Here is a 19117-nt window from a genome sequence, read left to right on the forward strand (position 1 = left end):
GACAATAAAACATGTAACTAAAGCTGCAACTGCCTACGGCCCGGCTTTAGGCCGGGCTTGGCAGAAGCGTGCTTCGAACGTCTGTGTATTAGTACAGACGAACGGCGCGGCGCTGCTCGCGCTGAACTTTCTTCGCGTGACGCTTAACAGCAGCTGCTGCTTTACGCTTACGCTCAGAAGTCGGCTTCTCGTAAAATTCGCGGCTGCGAACTTCAGCCAGAACACCGGCTTTTTCGCAGGAGCGCTTGAAACGACGCAGAGCTACGTCGAAGGGTTCGTTCTCTTTTACTTTGACGGCTGGCATCCAGAGCTACCTTCATTCATTACCGGGGTCAACGTCTCAAGGCAAAATCGCGTTGGAAGACGTCGGTTTTTAAGGGTTGCGGATGTTAACCCCTCATCGCCCGGAATGCAAAGCCTCTGATCGAAAACCGCTGGCCGGGGGCGGGAGTGGCGACTATTATGCGCGCCTTCGAATTTAGCCTCTACAAGGCGTAAACCCATGCTAGTACTGGGATTAGAAACCTCCTGCGACGAGACCGGCGTCGCGCTTTACGACAGTGAACGCGGGCTTTTGGCCGACGCACTGTTCAGTCAGATCGACTTGCACCGCGCTTATGGCGGTGTGGTTCCGGAGCTGGCTTCAAGGGATCACGTCAAGCGCATGCTGCCCTTGATTCGTCAGGTGCTGGCTGAGGCTGGCTGTGTGCCTACAGAGATTGATGCGATCGCCTACACGGCAGGGCCTGGATTGGTCGGAGCCCTTCTGGTTGGGGCTTCATGTGCCCAGGCGCTGGCGTTTGCCTGGGGTATTCCGGCCTTGGGTGTGCACCACATGGAGGGCCATTTGTTGGCTCCAATGCTGGAAGAGCAGCCCCCGGAATTCCCGTTCGTCGCTTTGTTGGTGTCGGGCGGTCATACGCAGTTGGTGCGTGTGGATGGCATCGGCCAATACGAGTTGTTGGGCGAGACCCTGGACGACGCGGCCGGAGAAGCATTCGACAAGACGGCGAAGATGATGGGGCTCAACTACCCAGGCGGCCCTGAGATTGCGCGACTGGCCGCTCAGGGCGTTGCGGGGCGGTTTGTGTTCCCCAGGCCCATGACTGACCGTCCGGGGCTGCAATTCAGTTTCAGCGGCCTTAAAACCTTTGCCTTGAATACCTGGCAGCGCTGTGTGGCGGCTGGTGATGACACAGAGCAGACCCGTTGCGATATCTCTCTGGCGTTCCAGCAGGCGGTGGTCGAGACCTTGACCATCAAGTGCAAGCGGGCTTTGAAGCACGCAGGCATGAAGCGTCTGGTGATTGCGGGCGGGGTCAGTGCCAATAAGGCGCTGCGGGTTTCGCTCGAAAAAATGCTCGGCGACATGAATGGCAATGTTTACTACGCCCGACCGGAGTTTTGTACGGACAACGGCGCAATGATTGCCTTTGCCGGCTGCCAGCGGTTGCAGGCCGGTCAGCATGAAAGCCTGGCGATCAGTGTGCAGGCGCGCTGGCCGATGGAGCAATTGAAGCCGCTGTGAGTGCGGGGCGTAAGGCATGAGTCGGTGTTGCGTGAGCGTATTTCATGCGCGCTATTCAGAAATGCCGTTCGCGCCCGGCCATCAGGTCGCGTAAATTGCTGCGGTGGCGCCATACAATCAGCGCCGTCAAGGCGCACATGGGCAGCAGGGCAGCAGGCTCTTGCCAGGCCAGCAATGGCAGGGTCAGGGGTGTGGCTATCAACGCTGCCAGTGAGCTGGTGCGGCTTAGCTGGAAGGTCAGTAGCCATGCGGCAACGGCCAGCAGGGCGGCAGGCGGGTAGAGTCCCACCAGCATGCCTGCGGCAGTGGCAACGCCTTTGCCGCCGCGAAAGCGGAAGTACAACGGGTACATGTGGCCGAAGACGGCGCAGATACCGATCCAGGCTTGTTGCTGGAGCGGGAGACCGAGCTGGTTGGCCAAAAGTACAGGCAGCAAGCCTTTGCACAGGTCGCCGAGCAGAGTCAGGACGGCGAGCTTTTTGCCGGCAAGGCGCAACATATTGGTCGCGCCGGCATTGCCCGAGCCACTCATTCGCGGGTCGGGATTTCCCGTCAGGCGGCTGAGCAAAATGGCGAAGGACAGAGAGCCAAGCAGGTAGGCGAAAATCGCCAGTAACCAAAACATGCTAACTATTCCGGGCGAGGACGCCCTGATTCTAACGGCGCATTGCGCCCTTGTCGTGCTGCGGAGAAAAGTGCTTGGACAGAGTGTTTATCGAAGGCCTGGAAGTTGACACCGTGATCGGTGCTTATGACTGGGAGCGTGGCATCCGCCAGTGCTTGCGGCTTGACCTGAGTTTCGCGTGGGATAATCGCCCGGCTGCGGCCGGTGATGACCTGACGCTGGCCCTGGATTACGCGAGTGTTTCTTCGCGAATCCAGGCATTTGCCGAGGCAGCTCAGTTCCAGTTGGTGGAGACTTTTGCTGAGCGTCTGGCCGAAGTGCTGATGACTGAATTCAATATTCCGTGGTTGCATCTGAAGCTGACCAAGCCCGGCGCCGTTTCGGCGGCCACCGGTGTGGGCGTGGAGATTGAGCGCGGATGTCGCTAACTCAGGTTTTCCTCGGGCTGGGCAGTAATGTCGAGCGTGAAAAGCATTTGTGCGCCGGGCTTGACGCCCTTGCGGGATTTTTGCAGGACATGAGCTGTTCTGCAGTGTTTGAAAGTCAGCCGGTGGGCATCAGGAGCGGGCCTTTTTTCAACCTGGTGGTGTCGGCAAAAACTGACTTTCCGCTGGCTGAACTAAGTCGACGTTTGAAGTTGATCGAGGCGGATAACGGACGTTATGCCCAAGATCGCAAAGGTTTGCCTTTGGATATCGACGTGTTGTTTTACGGTGATCTGGAAGGCAACTTTGATGGCTTGATTTTGCCCCGTGCAGAGATTCTCAAAAATGCTTTTGTCTTGTGGCCCTTATCGTTGATAGCGCCAGACAAGGTGCATCCGGGCGTGGGCAAGACTCTGGCTCAGATGTGGGCAGAAGCACAGATCGATCAAGTTCTGGCGCCTGCAGCATTTGAATGGCGGGGGGAGCAGTTGACCCCGGCCGGGATGCTTTTGCCTTAGTAGTCGCTGGTGCAGGCTGTGATGGGTTGCCTGGCGACCCTGCGGTGAAGGTCCTTCGGCCCTTAGCGCAGCCTGCGCCATCGACTACAAGAACGATGTCTCAGGCTTTTGCTGCTTCTTTGTAGGCTTGCAGCGCCTTTAGCCGTTCGTGCTTTAGCGCTTCCCCGAGTTCAGGGCCTTTGAAACCCTGCTCAAGTAAAGGCTGGACGGCCACGGCCTGGGCAGCCTTGGCAGCTCCGCGCAGGTAATCGGCCTGTGGATACGGGCGATTCTCCAGTCCCAGGCGCCCTTTGGCGTCCATCTCGCAGGCTACGATAAATTCCTCAAAACGCTGCGGTCGACGATATACGTCAAAACGCTGCAGCAGTTCCAGTAGCGTTGATGCCTTGAGTTCCAGAGCGCGGTGGCCGTGGGTGTGATATTCGCCCACAAGGAGTGCCAGTTCCTGACAGTCGCGCGGCACTTTGTAGCGCTCGTTGACCGCTTTGATCAGGCGCAGCCCTTTGTGCTCGTGGGCAATGTGTCTTGGCCAGTCCTTTTCAGGTGTAAGCCCTTTGCCCAGATCATGCAGCAGGCAGGCCCAGCGCACGGTCAGTGGCTGATTGTGCAGGGCTGCCTGCTCAAGCACGCTCAAGGTGTGTACGCCGCTGTCGATCTCCGGGTGATGTGCAGCAGGCTGGGGTACACCAAACAGGGCATTGATCTCCGGTAGCAGCACTTCCAGAGCCTCGCAGCTGCGCAGTACTTCCAGGAATACCTGAGGCTGATCTTCCATCAGGGCCCGGGAGATTTCTTTCCAGCAACGCTCCGGGGTCAGCGCTTGCAGTTCGCCTGAGCGAGACAGTTGGCGCATCAGCTCCAGGGTCTCGGGTGCGATGCTGAAACCGAGTCCGGCATAGCGCGCGGCGAACCGGGCAACTCGCAATACCCGGAGGGGATCTTCGGCGAATGCGGGTGAAACATGGCGTAAAATCCGCGCCTCAAGATCGCGCTGACCATGGAAAGGGTCGGTCAAATTACCTGAGTCGTTCTCAGCCATTGCGTTGATGGTCAGGTCGCGCCGGATCAGGTCTTGTTCAAGGGTAATGTCGGGGCTTGCATGAAAGATGAAGCCGCCATAGCCCTGGCCGCTTTTGCGCTCTGTGCGGGCCAGTGCGTATTCCTCCCCGGTTACAGGGTGAAGAAATACCGGAAAGTCCGAGCCCACGGGGCGAAACCCTTTGCTGAGCATTTGTTCGACTGTTGCGCCGACCACTACCCAATCTATATCTGTGACGGGCTTGCCCAGCAGGCGATCCCTTACGGCACCGCCAACTTTATAAATCTGCATAAAAAACCTCCGTTAGCACGACAGGATAACGCTTGCGCCGTGAGAACGGAGGTTCCCGTGTTACAGGTGAATGGCGCTCATATCCAAACGCCCGTAGTCAGAGTCTGAATGTTCTCCTTTTGGCGGGACATGGTGGACTTTCATGACCAGGTCGCCTTGAAGGGTTTCAAGATGAATATCGAACCCCCACAGGCGATGCAGGTGTTTGAGCACTTCGTCGGTGGAGTCGCCCAGGGGTTTGCGGTCATGTTGCTGGTGACGCAGGGTCAGAGAGCGATCGCCGCGGCGGTCGATGCTCCAGATTTGCACGTTGGGTTCACGATTGCCCAGGTTGTACTGAGCCGCCAGGGTTTCACGAATGGTGCGGTAGCCGTTCTCGTCATGAATGGCAGGTACTAGCAGGTCGTCCTTTTGATCATCGTCCATGATGCTGAACAGTTTCAGGTCGCGGATGACCTTGGGTGACAGGTATTGCAGGATGAAACTTTCGTCCTTGAAGCTGCTCATGGCGAATTTGATGCTCGATAGCCAGTCGCTGCCAGCCATGTCCGGGAACCAGTGGCGGTCCTCGTCAGTTGGATGTTCGCAAATGCGCCGGATGTCGCAATACATTGCAAAACCCAGTGCGTAGGGGTTGATCCCGCTGTAGTGAGGGCTGTCAAAGCCTGGCTGGAACACCACGCTGGTATGGGAGATGAGGAACTCCATCATAAAGCCCTCGGTAACCAGCCCTTCATCGTAGAGATCGTTCATCAAGGTGTAGTGCCAGAACGTCGCCCAGCCCTCGTTCATTACCTGGGTTTGCCGTTGTGGGTAAAAGTACTGGGCAATCTTGCGCACGATGCGTACGACTTCACGCTGCCAGGGCTCGAGCAGGGGAGCGTGTTTTTCGATGAAGTACAGGATGTTTTCCTGGGGCTCGTCGGGGAATCGTGCGCTGTCCTTTTCGCTGAACTTGTCTGCACCTTTGGGAATGGTGCGCCACAGATCATTGATCTGTTTTTGCAGGTGCTCTTCACGGTCCTTCTGCCGCCGACGTTCTTCTTCGGCTGAAATCGGATAAGGCCGTTTGTAACGATCAACGCCGTAGTTCATCAGGGCGTGGCAGGAGTCGAGCAGGTCTTCAACGGCATCGATACCGTGGCGCTCTTCGCATTGCATGATGTACTGCTTGGCGAACACCAGATAGTCAATGATCGAACTGGCATCGGTCCAGGTGCGAAACAGGTAGTTACCCTTGAAGAAGCTGTTATGGCCATAGCAGGCATGGGCCACCACCAGGGCCTGCATGCAGATGGTGTTTTCTTCCATCAGATAGGCGATGCATGGATCTGAGTTGATCACGATCTCGTAGGCGAGTCCCATCTGGCCGCGGCTATAGGACTTTTCGGTGCTCAAGAAATGTTTGCCGTAGGACCAATGGTGGTAGCCCAGCGGCATGCCCACAGAGGCATAGGCATCCATCATTTGCTCGGCGGTAATCACCTCGATCTGGTTGGGGTAGGTATCCAGGGCATAGCGTTCGGCCAGGCGGCCGATTTCGCGGTCGTAAGCCTGGATCAGTTCAAAGGTCCACTCGGAGCCAGTGGAAATGGGATGGCGTTTATTCTCTTTGGCGGTCATGTCACTAACCTGCGCTGGAAGAGTTCACGGAAGACCGGATAGATGTCGCCGGCCGAGACCAGTTGCTGTTGGGCGAAGGTATCTGAATACGCTTCGCTGATACGTTCGTACTCGTACCAGAGGGCCTGATGTTCGCGCGGGGTTATTTCTACATAAGTGTAGTACTGCACGAACGGCATGATCTGATTGATCAGAATATCCCGGCAAATGGGTGAATCATCGTTCCAGTTATCGCCGTCTGAAGCCTGCGCTGCATAGATATTCCACTCATTTGTGGGATAGCGCTCAGCCATGATTTCCTGCATCAGTTTGAGTGCGCTGGAAACAATGGTGCCGCCGGTCTCCCTCGAATAGAAAAACTCCTCTTCATCAACCTCCCGTGCACTGGTGTGATGGCGAATAAACACTACGTCAATCTTGTCGTAGTTACGCTTCAGGAACAGGTACAGCAGGATGAAAAAACGCTTGGCGATGTCTTTGGTGGCTTGGGTCATGGAGCCGGAAACGTCCATCAGGCAGAACATGACGGCCTTCGAGCTGGGGTTGGGTTGCTTGACCAGCAAGTTGTACTTGAGGTCAAAAGTGTCGAGGAATGGCACGCGATGGATGCGTGCGCTGAGTTTCTCGATTTCAGCCTCTACTGCCTTGATATCGCCGAAGTTGTCCGGTTCTTCGCGCTTCAGTCGTTCAAGTTCGGCTTTGGCTTCCTTGAGTTTTTTCCGGCTGCTGCCGGACAGGGCAATACGCCGTGCGTGAGCCGAGCGCAGGGTGCGAATGATGTTGATGCGCGACGGGTTGCCTTCGTTGCTGATGCCCGCACGCACCGTTTTAAAGGTGTCGGTCCCCGTAAGGTTGCGTTTGACCAGGTTGGGCAGTTCGAGGTCTTCGAACATGAATTCCAGAAACTCTTCCTGGGTGATTTGAAACACAAACTCATCCATGCCTTCGCCGGAGTTGCCTGCCTTGCCGGGGCCGCCACCACCTCCCGCGCCACCTTGTGGGCGTTGAATGTGTTCGCCGCTGGTGAACTCCTTGTTGCCAGGGTGCACCACCGTTTGCTTGCCACCGCGGCCGTGGTGAAGCACCGGCTCATCGATATCGCGGCCGGGAATGCTGATTTGTTCGCCATGTTCCATGTCGGTAATGGAACGGCGGCCCACGGCCTCTTCTACGGCCTTCTTGATGTGGTCACGGTAACGTCGCAGGAAACGCTGGCGGTTCACCGTGCTCTTGTTCTTGCCATTGAGGCGTCGGTCGATCACATAGCTCATTAGGCCCTCCGGGCAGCTTCAAGTTGTGAGCTGCAAGCTGCAAGTCGAAGCGGTAGCGCGTGCTTCTTCTTGCAGCTTGAGGCTAGAGGCTTACAGCTGCCTCACTGCGACTTTCTGACCCGCAGGTACCACTCGGAGAGAAGCCGTACTTGTTTGTCGGTGTAGCCACGTTCGACCATTCGAGTAACGAAGTCGTTGTGCTTTTGTTGATCCTCTTTGCTTGCCTTGGCGTTGAAGCTGATAACCGGAAGCAGGTCCTCGGTGTTGGAGAACATTTTTTTCTCGATAACCACCCGCAGTTTCTCGTAGCTGAGCCAGGTCGGGTTTTTGCCGTTGTTGTTGGCGCGGGCCCGCAGTACGAAGTTGACGATTTCGTTGCGGAAATCTTTCGGGTTGCTGATGCCGGCCGGTTTTTCGATTTTCTCCAGCTCCTCGTTGAGGGCTACGCGATTGAGGATTTCTCCGGTCTCCGGATCGCGGTATTCCTGATCCTGAATCCAGAAGTCTGCGTAGAGCACATAGCGGTCGAAGATGTTTTGCCCGTATTCGCTGTAGGACTCCAGATAAGCGGTCTGGATTTCTTTGCCGATGAATTCAATGTAGCGCGGTGCCAGGTACTCCTTGAGGAAGCGCAGATAACGCTCGCGGGTTTCCGCCTGGAACTGCTCTTGCTCGATCTGTTGCTCCAGGACATAGAGCAGGTGCACTGGGTTGGCTGCAATTTCGTGCGGGTCGAAGTTGAAGACCTTGGACAGGATCTTGAAGGCGAAACGGGTGGAAAGGCCATTCATGCCTTCATCGACGCCTGCGCTGTCGCGGTATTCCTGGATCGATTTGGCTTTCGGGTCGGTGTCTTTAAGATTTTCACCGTCGTAGACCCGCATTTTCGAGTAAATGTTCGAGTTTTCCGGCTCTTTAAGACGCGACAGAACCGTGAACTGGGCAAGCATTTTCAGGGTGTCGGGTGCGCAGTGGGCTTTGGCCAGCGAGCTGTTGAACAACAGTTTGTCGTAGATCTTCACCTCGTCACTGACGCGCAGGCAGTACGGAACCTTGACGATGTAGATCCGGTCGATAAACGCTTCGTTGTTCTTGTTGTTGCGGAAGGTGTGCCACTCTGACTCGTTGGAGTGGGCCAGCAGGATGCCGGTAAACGGGATAGCGCCCAGACCTTCGGTACTGTTGTAGTTGCCCTCTTGGGTCGCGGTCAGCAAGGGGTGCAGGACCTTGATCGGCGCCTTGAACATCTCCACGAATTCCATCAGGCCCTGGTTGGCCCGGCACAGTGCGCCCGAATAGCTATAGGCATCGGCGTCGTTCTGTGGGTACTCCTCGAGTTTGCGGATATCGACCTTGCCCACCAGTGCCGAAATGTCCTGGTTGTTCTCGTCTCCCGGCTCGGTTTTGGCCACGGCGATCTGATTGAGAATCGAAGGATAGAGCTTCACCACGCGGAACTGGCTGATGTCGCCACCAAATTCGGCCAGGCGCTTGGTTGCCCACGGCGACATGATGGTGCTCAGGTAGCGTTTCGGGATGCCGAAGTCTTCTTCGAGAATTGCGCCGTCTTCGGTGGCATTGAACAGCCCCAGTGGCGATTCAAAGACCGGCGAGCCCTTGATTGCATAAAAGGGGACTTTCTCGATCAGTTGCTTCAGTTTTTCTGCCAGCGATGATTTACCGCCGCCCACCGGGCCCAGCAGATAGAGAATTTGTTTTTTCTCTTCCAGGCCCTGCGCAGCGTGGCGGAAGTAGGAAACGATCTGGTCGATGCATTCTTCCATTCCGTGGAAGTCTTCAAAGGCCGGATAGCGGCGAATCACTTTGTTGGAGAAGATTCGCGACAGGCGAGAGTTGTTGGAGGTGTCCAGCAGTTCCGGTTCACCAATGGCCAGCAGCAGCCTTTCAGCGGCAGAGGCGTAAGCGCTTTTGTCTTGTTTGCACAGTTCAAGATATTCCTGAAGGGTCAGTTCTTCTTGGCGTGTGGATTCAAAGCGTTGTTGGAAGTGGCTAAAAATACTCATGACGTCACCTCGCTCGATACGTGGAGCCGGCGATAGATCGGTCAGTTCGAGTGCTGGCATGCAGCAGCATTTCAGCTGCTGTGTACCCCCCAGGACACCATCAAGGTGGTTAACTCCTTGAACTTACTACTGATAATCCATACGCCGGAGTACCGGCTCTCCCCAGATTCGGATGGCCTGATCTAAAGGATAGTTGGTAATCGGAGAGGTCAAGGCGCGATGCGAGATTTGTTACGTTCGACCGTTGGTCAGGCAGGGCGCCAGCCCGCGGATAACGGGGGCTGGCGCTGATAAAAAATTATTCTGCGGGGAGCTGGGAGGTTTCTTGCGGATAAGTCGCACGCCACAACTCGAAACCGCCATCAAGGCTGTACACCTCGCTAAAGCCCTGGCTCACCAGATAAGCAGCAGCGCTCTGGCTGGAGTTGCCGTGATAGCAAGCAACGATCAGAGGGGCATCGAGATCGGCGTGGGTGATGAAATCGTGCAGCGAGTGGTTATCCAGATGTTTCGCACCGCTGATGTGGCTGGCAGCGAAAGCCTGCGGGTCGCGGACATCGACCACCACGGCGCCTTTTTCGCGCAAGGCCTGTGCTTGTTCGGGCGGGATACGTTTGAATTCGGTCATGGAGGATTCCTGTGGCCTGACTGCGGGCGCGGCTAGACGGCGCCCAAGGGTTGGGAAGGTTGGTCGGGGAGCGCGATGGTCGAGTGGGCTGCAAGGCCAAGGTCGTCGCAATCACAGCTGAGGCGCTGGCCAGAGTCGACGTTGAGCAGGGTCATGGCTCCACCCCAGACACAGCCGGTGTCGAGGGCGAAAATCCCGGGCTCCTTGCAGTTGCCTTCAAGTGCCGCCCAATGACCAAAGATGATCTTCAGGTCCTGGGTCTTGCGTTCTTTATAGCTGAACCACGGGGCATAGCCGGGGGGAGCGCTGCCCACGCCTTCTTTGCTTTTGAGGTCGAGTTTCCCGTCGCGGGTACAAAAACGCATACGGGTGAAATAGTTGGTTATCACCCGCAGACGGGCGACACCGGTGAGGTCGTTGTCCCACTTGGCAGGTTCGTTGCCGTACATGCCATCCAGATAGGGGCCAAGCAGGTTGTCGTCACGCAAAGCGTGTTCGACTTCGCTGGCGCACTTCAGGGCCTTTTTCAGGCTCCATTGCGGCGGTATTCCTGCATGTACGAGGGCGACGTTGCGTTCGGCATCGTAATGCAGCAAAGGTTGCTGGCGCAGCCAGGACAGCAGTTCATCGCAATCGGGAGCTTGCAGGATTTCACGCAGCGTATCGCCTTTCTTCAGACGCTCGATATTGTGCGCGGCGGCCAGCAAGTGCAGGTCATGGTTGCCCAGTACGCACACCAGCGATTCGCGGATGCGGTATAGAAAGCGCAGCGTTTCCAGCGATTCGGGGCCACGGTTTACCAGGTCACCCACCAGCCACAGTTTGTCTTTGGCAGGATCGAAAGCTACGCGTTCCAGCAGGCACCTGAGTGGCTGCAGGCAGCCTTGCAGGTCGCCAACGGCGTACACCGGCATCAGTGCAGTGCCCCGGGCACGGCGAGGCGGAAAGGGGCAATGATGGCTTTGAACTCGTGACCATCTTCGGCATGCATCAGATAGCTGCCTTGCATGGTGCCGACTTTGGTGGTGATCACCGAGCCGCTGCTATAGACATGCTGCCCGTCCGGCTCGATCAATGGCTGCAGACCGACGACGCCAGCGCCACGGACTTCTTCGACATGACCGTCGCCATCGGTGATCACCCAATGCCGGGACAACAGCTTCGCGGCTATCGATCCCTTGTTGTGCACCGTAATGGTGTAAGCAAAGGCGAAACGCTGAAGTTCAGGTTGGGATTGTTCTGGCAGGTAACGCGTGACGACGTTGACGTCGACCAGATAGCGGGGATCGGGCATGCGAGAGGCCTTACTTGAAAGCGTAGACACAGTTCGGGATAAAACTGATGCCTGAGTCTAGGCCAAGTAATGGTGACTAGGCCAGCCGGTTAAGGCGGGGCAGTTGCAGGAGTCGCCGGTTGACGCTCCTGCACAGGCCTGGCACTTGGCCCGGAGATGATCAGTCTTTTTCTGGGCTTGCCACAGCTTGTTCGCTGAGTACGTCGGCCAGGCGCACAAAGGCGGCGAGGTCGAGTTGCTCTGGACGCAAGCTGCCGTCAACACCAGCCGCTTCGATCTCGGCGTTGCTGAGCAAGGCCTTGAGGGTATTGCGCAGGGTTTTGCGGCGCTGGTTGAAGGCTTCCCGAACCACGCGTTCAAGCAGGCGATGGTCTTTGGCCGGGTGTGGCAGCACTTCGTGTGGCACCAGGCGGACAATTGCCGAATCTACTTTAGGCGGCGGATTGAACGCGCCTGGACCTACGTTGAACAGGTGTTCCACGCGGCAGTGATACTGAACCATGATTGACAGACGGCCCCAATCGCCACCGCCCGGGCCGGCAGCCATGCGCTCAACCACTTCTTTTTGCAGCATGAAGTGCATGTCACGGATCAGGCCGGCGTTTTTCAGCAGGTGAAAAATCAGCGGGGTGGAGATGTTGTACGGCAGGTTGCCGACAACCCGCAGGGTGCGTGGTGCAGCGCCCAGGCTGTTGAAATCGAACTTCAGGGCATCGCCCTGGTGCAGGGTGAAGTTGCTCATGCCTGCGAACTGCTGCTTGAGGATCGGGATCAGGTCCTTGTCGAGCTCCACGACATCAAGCTGGCCGCCACTGTTAAGGATGCCTTTGGTCAGGGCGCCCTGTCCCGGACCGATTTCCAGCAAACGGTCAGTGGGCTTGGCGTTGATGGCGCGCAGGATACGGTCAATGACACCCGCATCGTGCAGGAAGTTCTGGCCAAAACGCTTACGCGCCTTGTGTTGGAATTGCTCGTTCATATACGGGTCTCGGACATCTGATAGGCGGTTTCCAGCGCGACTTGCAGGCTGCCGGTATCGATCTTGCCGCTGCCTGCCAGATCCAGGGCGGTGCCATGGTCGACAGAGGTGCGGATGATCGGCAAGCCCAGGGTGATGTTGACAGCGGCACCAAACCCTTTGTATTTCAGTACGGGCAGGCCTTGGTCGTGGTACATCGCCAGCACTGCATCGCAGTGCTCCAGATATTTGGGGGTAAACAGAGTGTCGGCGGGCAGCGGGCCATGCAAATCCATACCTTCGCTGCGCAGGCGCTCCAGAGTTGGTTCAATAATGTCGATTTCTTCATGGCCCAAATGGCCGCCTTCGCCGGCGTGGGGGTTGAGCCCACAAACCAGGATGCGGGGCCGGGCAATGCCGAATTTTTGTTGCAGGTCGGCGTGCAGAATGCGGGTAACCCGCATCAGTCGCTCAGGGGTGATTGCGTCGCTCACCTGGCGCAGGGGCAGGTGAGTGGTAACCAGGGCTACGCGCAGGCCGCGCGTGGCGAGCATCATCACAACCTGCCCGGTGTGGGTCAGGTCTGCGAGGAATTCAGTGTGACCGGAAAATGGAATCCCGGCCTCATTGATGATGCCCTTGTGTACAGGGGCGGTAATCATGCCCGCGAAGTGCCCGTCGACACAGCCCTGGGCAGCCCGGGTCAGGGTTTGCAGGACAAACCCGGCGTTGGCTTTGTCCAGTGTGCCGGCAATTACCTTCGCTTTCAGCGGGGTATCCCACACATACAGGCTGCCTGCAGGGGCTGGCTGATCAGGCCAGTTGTCCGGGCTCACCGGCAGCAGGTTGACAGCCACGCCCAGTTGCACGGCCCGCTCAAGGAGCAGGTCGTGGCTGGTAATGGCAATCAGGGGGTGCGGCTGGCGTTGTGAGGCGAGTAGCAGGCACAGGTCTGGACCTATGCCTGCCGGCTCGCCGGGTGTCAGTGCAAAACGCTGTGTTTTCACTGCGCTGCCTGGTTTCCGCTCTCTTGCGAGGTGGCGCCAGGAAGTTTGATCTCTACATAGGCTTCGTCACGGATCTGACGCAACCAGGTTTGCAGCTCTTCGTCGTACTTGCGGTTACGCAGTGCGTTCATTGCTTGCTGTTCACGGGCCTGGGTGGTGCTGTCGGTGGCGCGGCGGCCAAGGACTTCCAGAACATGCCAGCCGTATTGAGTCTGGAACGGCTTGGACAATACGCCCTGGGGCGTGTCGGCCATGGCCTCACGGAACTCGGGTACCAGAGAGTCCGGATTGACCCAGTTCAGGTCGCCGCCGTTAAGGGCAGAACCCGGATCCTCGGAGTAAGTTTTGGCCAGGGTGGCAAAATCTTCGCCCGACGTGATGCGCTCGTAGATTTTGTTGATCAGTTCCTTGGTCTGCGCTTCGCTACGGATTTCGCTCGGCTTGATCAGGATGTGACGAACATGGACTTCGTCCACCACCACGGTTTCGCCGCCGCGTTTGCCGTTGAGCTTGAGGATGATAAAGCCGCCCGGTGTACGTACCGGAGGCGTCACTTCTCCTACTGGCATTTTGCTCAGCATGCTGTCGAACGGTGGTGGCAATTGAGCGGCTTTACGCCAGCCCATGTCGCCGCCTTCCAGTGCGGTATCGCTGCCGGAGCGGGCGATGGCCATTTGACCGAAGTCGGCGCCTTTCTTGAGCTGGTTGTAGATCTCTTCAGCCTGTTTGTAAGCCGTCTGGACTGCTTCCGAATTCGCGCTTTCCGGCGTTGGAATCAGAATATTGGCCAGATTGAATTCTTCGGACATTTGCATTGCGCCCATAGGCGATGCGAGGAAGTTCTTCACTTCCTGTTCTGTCACCTGAATGCGCTCGCCCACACGACGCTGGCGCACACGGCTGATGATCATCTCGCGACGAACCTGCTCGCGGGCATCTTCATAGGACAGGCCGTCGTGAGCCAGTGCCTGGCGGAACTGGTCAATGGTCATGTTATTGCGCTGGGCAATGGTGCCAATGGCCTGGTTCAGCTCTTCATCCGTGATCCGGATGCCTGAGCGTTCGCCGAGCTGCAGTTGCAGGTTTTCGACGATCAGACGCTCAAGTACTTGCTGATCCAGAACGCTGGCAGGCGGCACGCCCTGGCCACGCTTGGCAATGGTCTGCTGAACTTCGTGGACACGCTGGTCCAGCTGGCTCTGCATGATCACGTCGTTGTCGACGATGGCCACAACCCGGTCAAGGGGTTGTACTGCAGCGTGTACTGCAGTACCCAGAAACAACGCGCCCAGCACTAGCGGGCGCAGACACTCAGAAAGCTTGATCTTCACGTTCACGATAACCTTGGATGCCTTTGTCGAGGAAGCTCTCTACTTTGGTGCCGACTACGCCACCGAGACCTTTCAACACAACTTGGAGGAAGAGACCATGATCGCCCTTCTCGTTTTGAGGGGCTTCTTGGGTGTACTCGTCGTTGGATACCCAATAACGGCTGATCAGACGAAGCTTCCAGCAGCAGTTGTCGTATTCAAAGCCACCGAAGGCTTCAAGAGTACGGTTGCGGTTGTAGTCGTACTGCCAGCGGCTGATGGCGCTCCACTGCGGCACGATCGGCCAGATAACCGAGAAGTCGTGCTGCTGGATCTTGTAGTAATCCTTGATGTAACCGTTTTGCCCCGGGGTCAGGTAATCACCGCCCATTTGCCACTTGCCGGTGTACTGGTTGTAAATCACCTGGTCGTTGCGATAGCGATAGCCCAGGTTGACCACCTTGTTCGGGTTGTCTTCAGGCTGGTAGTGCATCATCGCGCTGCCGGAACGCGGGCTGCGGGTTTCCGGATCCCAGTTGTAGTCGGCAGTGGCGCGCCAGTCGCGGTTGAAGCGATAGGCGTATTCCAGAGCATAAGGCGAGACGCTGGAGGTTGAATCCTTGCGATCGTCGGCAATGCCCGGCAGTTGAACCTTGCGATCCTGGAAATAATACGCCTGGCCGATGCTGACACGCTGGCGCTCAAAGCCGTTGTCTTCGATCCAGCGGCTGGTCAGACCCAGCGACAGCTTGTTCTCGTCGCCCACGCGGTCGGAACCGCTGAACCGGTTGTCACGCCACAGCGAGGAATAGCTGAAGGTGTTTTCGCTGGTGTCGAAAACAGGAATGTCTTCCTGATTGCGCTCAGGGACATACAGATAGAAAGCGCGCGGTTCCAGGGTCTGGCGGTAGTTGGTGCCGAACCAGTTGGTATTACGGTCGAAATACAGGCCGCTATCGACGCTGGCAATAGGCACGCTACGGTTTTGCGAGCTCTTGTAGTCCTCGCCGGCGAGCAAGGTTCTTTTGCCCTGGCTATCCAGATCAAGATCGTACTGGGTGTACATGTACTTCAGGGTTGGAGTCACAAAGCCGTAGCTTGACGTCATCGGCAGGCTCATGCTCGGCGCCAGATTCAGACGTGTGCCGTTGGCTCGTGCCAGACCAACAATATTGTTGTCGAGTCGTGGGGCGGTAGTGCCGTCTTCGTTGGTGTAATTACCGTTTTCCAGACTGCGCTCAAACCGCACCAGTTCGGAGCCGTAGCTGAAGTTCACGCCGCCAGGGTGAAACGGCAGCGCACCGTCGAGGGTGAGTTGCGGCAACTTGTTGTAAGGCGTGACCTGGGTAACAGTGGCCAGTTGATAGGCCTGGGCATTCAACCGGGCGGTGTAGCTGTCGCCCCGATAGCTGACGGCAGCTTGCTGGTTCAGGTAGTCGCGGTTTTCGACGCCGATCTGATCAGTTTGCAGATCCTGGAAGTAATACGGATCGCTGATCTTGGTGTAGTCGACTTCTGTCAGTACCCGCGAATCCAGGCCACCCTTGTGCTGCCAGTTAAGCATGTAGCGCTTGTCGGAGTAGTCGGTTTGACCCTTGCGCTTGGTGTCGTCGTCGTTGAGGTAAGCGGCGCCGAACTGCCCTTCGCTGGACTCGGTCAGGTAGCGGAACTCGCCTTCCATCAACAGGCCGCGCTTGGTCATGTAGCGCGGGTACAACGTGGCATCGTAGTTCGGCGCCAGGTTGAAGTAGTACGGGGTCACGAGCGTAAAGCCGGTGTCGGTGCTGCTGCTGAAGGACGGCGGCAGGAAACCGGACTGGCGGCGATCGTCGATCGGGAAATAGATGTACGGGGTGTAGAAGATCGGGATGTCTTTAACCCGCAACGTCACGTTTGTTGCCGTACCGAAACCGGTGGCAGGGTTCAGCGTGATGTTGTTGCCCTTGAGCTGCCAGGCGTTGCTGCTCGGCTCGCACGTGGTGTAAGTACCATCCTTGAGACGGATGATGGCGTCTTCGGCGCGCTTGGCATACAGCGCGCTGCCGCGGATGCGCGACTTGTGCAAAACGTATTCGGCGTTGTCGACCTTGGCCGCACCAGTGTCCAGCTGCACATCGGCGTGGTCGCCAACGATCAGTGCACCGTTGTCCCGCAGACGGACATTGCCATTGAGTTCGCCACGGCTTTCAGCCTGATACAGGCTGGCCTCGTCGGCCTCGACCTGCATGCTGCCCTGACGCATGACGACATCGCCGGCCAGGGTCGCGACCTGTTCTTCCTGCTGATAGCGGGAAGCTTTAGCGCCAACAAAGGTCGGGGCATCGCTTTTACTGGTGGGGTCGTTCATGCCCGGACGGATGGGCTCGACGTACGAGCCGGAGCAATAAGGTCCGGTTTCGGCCAGTTGCGCCGGTGTCAGCTTCTCCCGGGGCACCCAGTCCAGGTGGCTGTAGTCGGCGCTGCGCGCGCTCAGCCCACGGCCCTTGGCTTCAGTAACCAGCGGGATGGGCGCGACTTGCTCGCTGGCCTCACCGCTGGCTTCTGCCAGGACACCCTGGTGCGCCGGACGCGGCGGCAATTGCGCGGCGTTGGTTTTTGGCGTGCAATCCCAGCCACCCGTAGCCGACACGGAACAGTCATACTGTTCCTCGGCAACAGCGAACGGCATGGCTAGAGGTTGCATGGCCAGCAAACTGCCGGTTACCAGCAACGGAAATTTTTTACGAAACGCGGGGGATTTCAATGCCATCTTATTAGTCCGGGCTTCCTGCGTGCCATCAGCCCGCGGTGGGGGACCGCAACGCCTATCGATGGTCTGGAAAAGATGCTGGATAATAAAGCATGACCCGCTTGACGGCTAGCACCGTCGGAGACCCTTGTAATGCCTGACCAAGATGTACGCCTGCAACACCTGAAAGTTTGGCTGGATGAGCAGTTGGTAACCTTGTATGAGGACCAGGGTTGGGGTGTCGTACCCCCGGCCACGTTGACTTCGGCCAGTAGCGACGCGAGCTTCAGACGCTATTTTCGCTGGGAGGGCGAGGGTCGGACTTTTGTCGTCATGGACGCGCCGCCCCCCCAGGAAAACTGTAAGCCATTCGTCGATATCGCTGATTTGATGCGTATCAGCCAGATAAATGTGCCAAAAATTTATGCTCAGGACCTCGAGCGCGGTTTTCTTTTGCTCAACGACCTGGGCAATAAAACATTCCTCGACGTGATTAACAGCACCAATGCCGATGAGTTGTTCAAAGACGCCATTGAAGCCTTGCTGGCTTTTCAGCAACTGCCGATGAAAGCACCTTTGCCCAGCTATGACGTTGCTTTGCTGCGTCGCGAACTGGAGTTGTTTCCCGAGTGGTACGTGCGCCGTCATTTGGGTGTAGAGCTCGATGAGCAGCAACAGGCTGCCTGGCAGCGGGTCAGCGCGCTGTTGATCGACAGTGCGTTGCAGCAGCCCCAGGTACTGGTCCATCGCGACTTTATGCCGCGCAACCTGATGCTCAGTATCCCCAACCCCGGGGTTCTGGATTTCCAGGACGCGGTGTATGGCCCGGTCACTTACGACATTACCTGTCTGTTCAAGGACGCCTTTCTCAGTTGGCCGGAAGAGCGTGTGCGCGCCTGGCTGCGCGACTACTGGGAACTGGCCTTGCCACTGGGCATCCCGGTGGGGGCGGATTTCGAGGCGTTCCTGCAAGCCAGTGATCTGATGGGTGTGCAGCGACACCTGAAGGTGATCGGTATCTTTGCGCGCATCTGCCATCGTGATGGCAAACCACGCTATCTGGCTGACGTGCCGCGGTTCTTCTCTTATATAGAAGCGGTGCTGGCACGCCGTCCTGAACTGGCGGAACTGGGCGAGCTGTTCCACAGCCTGGGCCTGCGTGCCGGGGCGGCCCTATGAAGGCCATGATTCTGGCAGCGGGTAAAGGTGAACGCCTGCGGCCGCTGACCTTGCATACTCCCAAGCCGTTGATACGGGCTGGCGGCGTGCCTTTGATCGAGTACCACCTGCGGGCACTGGCGGCGGCGGGCTTTACCGAGATCGTAATCAACCACGCCTGGCTGGGTCAGCAAATAGAAGATCATCTGGGCGATGGTTCGCGTTTTGGCGTGAGTATCCAGTACTCCGCTGAAGGCGAACCGCTGGAGACCGGCGGCGGCATTTTTAAAGCATTGCCGTTACTGGGCGACCAGCCCTTTGCAGTGGTCAATGGCGATATATGGACCGACTACGACTTTGCAGGCTTGCGTCAGCCGCTCACAGGCCTGGCGCATCTGGTTCTGGTCGATAACCCGGCACACCATCCGGGCGGTGACTTTTACCTGCAGGGCGCGCAAGTTCTCGATGCGCTGCCGGGTGTCGACGCCCTGACCTACAGTGGCATCGCAGTGCTTAGCCCCGGCTTATTCGCGGGGGCTACGCCTTGCGCATTCAAACTCGCCCCCTTGCTGCGCAAAGCCATGGCCGACGGACAGGTGACGGGCGAGCGTTTACAGGGGCATTGGGTCGATGTGGGGACCCATGAGCGTTTGGCCGAAGTTGAATCGTTGATCAAGGGCAAACACTAAA

At 57.5% G+C, this 19117-nt stretch carries 18 protein-coding genes; 5 read left to right on the plus strand and 13 right to left on the minus strand.

Annotated features, from left to right (window positions below; genetic code table 11):
• Nucleotides 1-88: 88 nt before the first annotated feature.
• Complete coding sequence (rpsU, locus tag EQV90_RS05350) at nucleotides 89-304, minus strand: 30S ribosomal protein S21 (protein WP_002551877.1); 216 nt, start codon at nucleotides 302-304, stop codon at nucleotides 89-91.
• A gap of 198 nt (nucleotides 305-502) precedes the next feature.
• Between rpsU and tsaD the strand changes: the two genes are divergently transcribed.
• Nucleotides 503-1528: a tRNA (adenosine(37)-N6)-threonylcarbamoyltransferase complex transferase subunit TsaD gene (tsaD, locus tag EQV90_RS05355; protein WP_161719884.1), complete on the plus strand. Its 1026-nt coding sequence runs from the start codon at nucleotides 503-505 to the stop codon at nucleotides 1526-1528.
• Between the two features lie 55 nt (nucleotides 1529-1583).
• Here the strand turns inward: tsaD and plsY are convergent, their stop codons facing one another.
• Entirely contained in the window at nucleotides 1584-2153 is a 570-nt protein-coding gene (plsY, locus tag EQV90_RS05360; protein WP_003444514.1) for a glycerol-3-phosphate 1-O-acyltransferase PlsY, read from the minus strand.
• Between the two features lie 74 nt (nucleotides 2154-2227).
• On the opposite strand from plsY, the gene folB reads away from it, so the two are divergent.
• Nucleotides 2228-2581, plus strand: a complete 354-nt coding sequence (gene folB / locus EQV90_RS05365; RefSeq protein ID WP_003444513.1) for a dihydroneopterin aldolase — start codon at nucleotides 2228-2230, stop codon at nucleotides 2579-2581.
• Entirely contained in the window at nucleotides 2572-3096 is a 525-nt protein-coding gene (folK, locus tag EQV90_RS05370) for a 2-amino-4-hydroxy-6-hydroxymethyldihydropteridine diphosphokinase (protein ID WP_003444512.1), read from the plus strand. Before folB ends, folK begins: the two co-directional genes overlap by 10 nt.
• A 100-nt stretch (nucleotides 3097-3196) precedes the next feature.
• Here folK and EQV90_RS05375 read toward each other — a convergent pair whose 3' ends face one another.
• The 11 genes from EQV90_RS05375 to EQV90_RS05425 all read right to left on the minus strand — a co-directional run bounded on the left by EQV90_RS05375 (nucleotide 3197) and on the right by EQV90_RS05425 (nucleotide 17290).
• Entirely contained in the window at nucleotides 3197-4426 is a 1230-nt protein-coding gene (locus EQV90_RS05375; RefSeq protein ID WP_240877839.1) for a multifunctional CCA addition/repair protein, read from the minus strand.
• Nucleotides 4427-4486: 60 nt separating this feature from the next.
• Nucleotides 4487-6049 carry a SpoVR family protein gene (locus EQV90_RS05380; RefSeq protein WP_240877840.1) on the minus strand — a complete coding sequence of 521 codons (1563 nt, stop codon included), beginning with the start codon at nucleotides 6047-6049 and terminating at the stop codon, nucleotides 4487-4489.
• On the minus strand, nucleotides 6046-7320 hold the full coding sequence (locus tag EQV90_RS05385) for a YeaH/YhbH family protein (RefSeq protein ID WP_010656647.1): 1275 nt from the start codon (nucleotides 7318-7320) through the stop codon (nucleotides 6046-6048). Before EQV90_RS05385 ends, EQV90_RS05380 begins: the two co-directional genes overlap by 4 nt.
• A gap of 101 nt (nucleotides 7321-7421) precedes the next feature.
• Nucleotides 7422-9344: a PrkA family serine protein kinase gene (locus EQV90_RS05390; protein WP_003444505.1), complete on the minus strand. Its 1923-nt coding sequence runs from the start codon at nucleotides 9342-9344 to the stop codon at nucleotides 7422-7424.
• A 298-nt stretch (nucleotides 9345-9642) separates the two neighbouring features.
• Nucleotides 9643-9972 (minus strand): thiosulfate sulfurtransferase GlpE, encoded by a 330-nt coding sequence (gene glpE, locus EQV90_RS05395; RefSeq protein ID WP_003444504.1) that lies wholly within the window; start codon nucleotides 9970-9972, stop codon nucleotides 9643-9645.
• Between the two features lie 32 nt (nucleotides 9973-10004).
• Nucleotides 10005-10886 carry a symmetrical bis(5'-nucleosyl)-tetraphosphatase gene (locus EQV90_RS05400; protein ID WP_003444503.1) on the minus strand — a complete coding sequence of 294 codons (882 nt, stop codon included), beginning with the start codon at nucleotides 10884-10886 and terminating at the stop codon, nucleotides 10005-10007.
• The gene (apaG, locus tag EQV90_RS05405; protein ID WP_003444502.1) at nucleotides 10886-11266 is read right to left on the minus strand and encodes a Co2+/Mg2+ efflux protein ApaG; all 381 of its coding nucleotides are present in this window, start codon (nucleotides 11264-11266) and stop codon (nucleotides 10886-10888) included. Before apaG ends, EQV90_RS05400 begins: the two co-directional genes overlap by 1 nt.
• A 160-nt stretch (nucleotides 11267-11426) precedes the next feature.
• Nucleotides 11427-12245, minus strand: a complete 819-nt coding sequence (gene rsmA / locus EQV90_RS05410; RefSeq protein WP_003444501.1) for a 16S rRNA (adenine(1518)-N(6)/adenine(1519)-N(6))-dimethyltransferase RsmA — start codon at nucleotides 12243-12245, stop codon at nucleotides 11427-11429.
• Nucleotides 12242-13231 carry a 4-hydroxythreonine-4-phosphate dehydrogenase PdxA gene (gene pdxA / locus EQV90_RS05415; RefSeq protein WP_003444500.1) on the minus strand — a complete coding sequence of 330 codons (990 nt, stop codon included), beginning with the start codon at nucleotides 13229-13231 and terminating at the stop codon, nucleotides 12242-12244. Before pdxA ends, rsmA begins: the two co-directional genes overlap by 4 nt.
• Nucleotides 13228-14568: a peptidylprolyl isomerase SurA gene (surA, locus tag EQV90_RS05420; protein WP_177412985.1), complete on the minus strand. Its 1341-nt coding sequence runs from the start codon at nucleotides 14566-14568 to the stop codon at nucleotides 13228-13230. Before surA ends, pdxA begins: the two co-directional genes overlap by 4 nt.
• Nucleotides 14543-17290 (minus strand): LPS-assembly protein LptD, encoded by a 2748-nt coding sequence (locus EQV90_RS05425; RefSeq protein WP_161719876.1) that lies wholly within the window; start codon nucleotides 17288-17290, stop codon nucleotides 14543-14545. The genes surA and EQV90_RS05425 overlap by 26 nt, the downstream gene beginning before the upstream one ends.
• 132 nt (nucleotides 17291-17422) lie before the next feature.
• Here EQV90_RS05425 and EQV90_RS05430 point away from each other — a divergent pair, with 132 nt between their 5' ends.
• Together EQV90_RS05430 and murU are read left to right on the plus strand one after the other, a co-directional pair.
• Nucleotides 17423-18448: a phosphotransferase gene (locus EQV90_RS05430; RefSeq protein ID WP_240877841.1), complete on the plus strand. Its 1026-nt coding sequence runs from the start codon at nucleotides 17423-17425 to the stop codon at nucleotides 18446-18448.
• Nucleotides 18445-19116 (plus strand): N-acetylmuramate alpha-1-phosphate uridylyltransferase MurU, encoded by a 672-nt coding sequence (gene murU, locus EQV90_RS05435; protein ID WP_160626654.1) that lies wholly within the window; start codon nucleotides 18445-18447, stop codon nucleotides 19114-19116. Before EQV90_RS05430 ends, murU begins: the two co-directional genes overlap by 4 nt.
• Nucleotide 19117 lies beyond the last annotated feature (1 nt).

This window comes from Pseudomonas sp. TMW22089, from assembly GCF_022496645.1.
In the GTDB taxonomy this organism is placed as follows: Bacteria; Pseudomonadota; Gammaproteobacteria; order Pseudomonadales; family Pseudomonadaceae; genus Aquipseudomonas; species Aquipseudomonas paraversuta.

Bases quoted from the DNA above. Each gene is read 5' to 3' on its own strand.
- rpsU (WP_002551877.1), bottom strand. From the start codon at position 304: ATGCCAGCCGTCAAAGTAAAAGAGAACGAACCCTTCGACGTAGCTCTG.
- tsaD (WP_161719884.1), top strand. From the start codon at position 503: ATGCTAGTACTGGGATTAGAAACCTCCTGCGACGAGACCGGCGTCGCG.
- plsY (WP_003444514.1), bottom strand. From the start codon at position 2,153: ATGTTTTGGTTACTGGCGATTTTCGCCTACCTGCTTGGCTCTCTGTCC.
- folK (WP_003444512.1), top strand. From the start codon at position 2,572: ATGTCGCTAACTCAGGTTTTCCTCGGGCTGGGCAGTAATGTCGAGCGT.
- EQV90_RS05375 (WP_240877839.1), bottom strand. From the start codon at position 4,426: ATGCAGATTTATAAAGTTGGCGGTGCCGTAAGGGATCGCCTGCTGGGC.
- EQV90_RS05380 (WP_240877840.1), bottom strand. From the start codon at position 6,049: ATGACCGCCAAAGAGAATAAACGCCATCCCATTTCCACTGGCTCCGAG.
- EQV90_RS05385 (WP_010656647.1), bottom strand. From the start codon at position 7,320: ATGAGCTATGTGATCGACCGACGCCTCAATGGCAAGAACAAGAGCACG.
- EQV90_RS05390 (WP_003444505.1), bottom strand. From the start codon at position 9,344: ATGAGTATTTTTAGCCACTTCCAACAACGCTTTGAATCCACACGCCAA.
- glpE (WP_003444504.1), bottom strand. From the start codon at position 9,972: ATGACCGAATTCAAACGTATCCCGCCCGAACAAGCACAGGCCTTGCGC.
- EQV90_RS05400 (WP_003444503.1), bottom strand. From the start codon at position 10,886: ATGCCGGTGTACGCCGTTGGCGACCTGCAAGGCTGCCTGCAGCCACTC.
- apaG (WP_003444502.1), bottom strand. From the start codon at position 11,266: ATGCCCGATCCCCGCTATCTGGTCGACGTCAACGTCGTCACGCGTTAC.
- rsmA (WP_003444501.1), bottom strand. From the start codon at position 12,245: ATGAACGAGCAATTCCAACACAAGGCGCGTAAGCGTTTTGGCCAGAAC.
- EQV90_RS05425 (WP_161719876.1), bottom strand. From the start codon at position 17,290: ATGGCATTGAAATCCCCCGCGTTTCGTAAAAAATTTCCGTTGCTGGTA.
- EQV90_RS05430 (WP_240877841.1), top strand. From the start codon at position 17,423: ATGCCTGACCAAGATGTACGCCTGCAACACCTGAAAGTTTGGCTGGAT.
- murU (WP_160626654.1), top strand. From the start codon at position 18,445: ATGAAGGCCATGATTCTGGCAGCGGGTAAAGGTGAACGCCTGCGGCCG.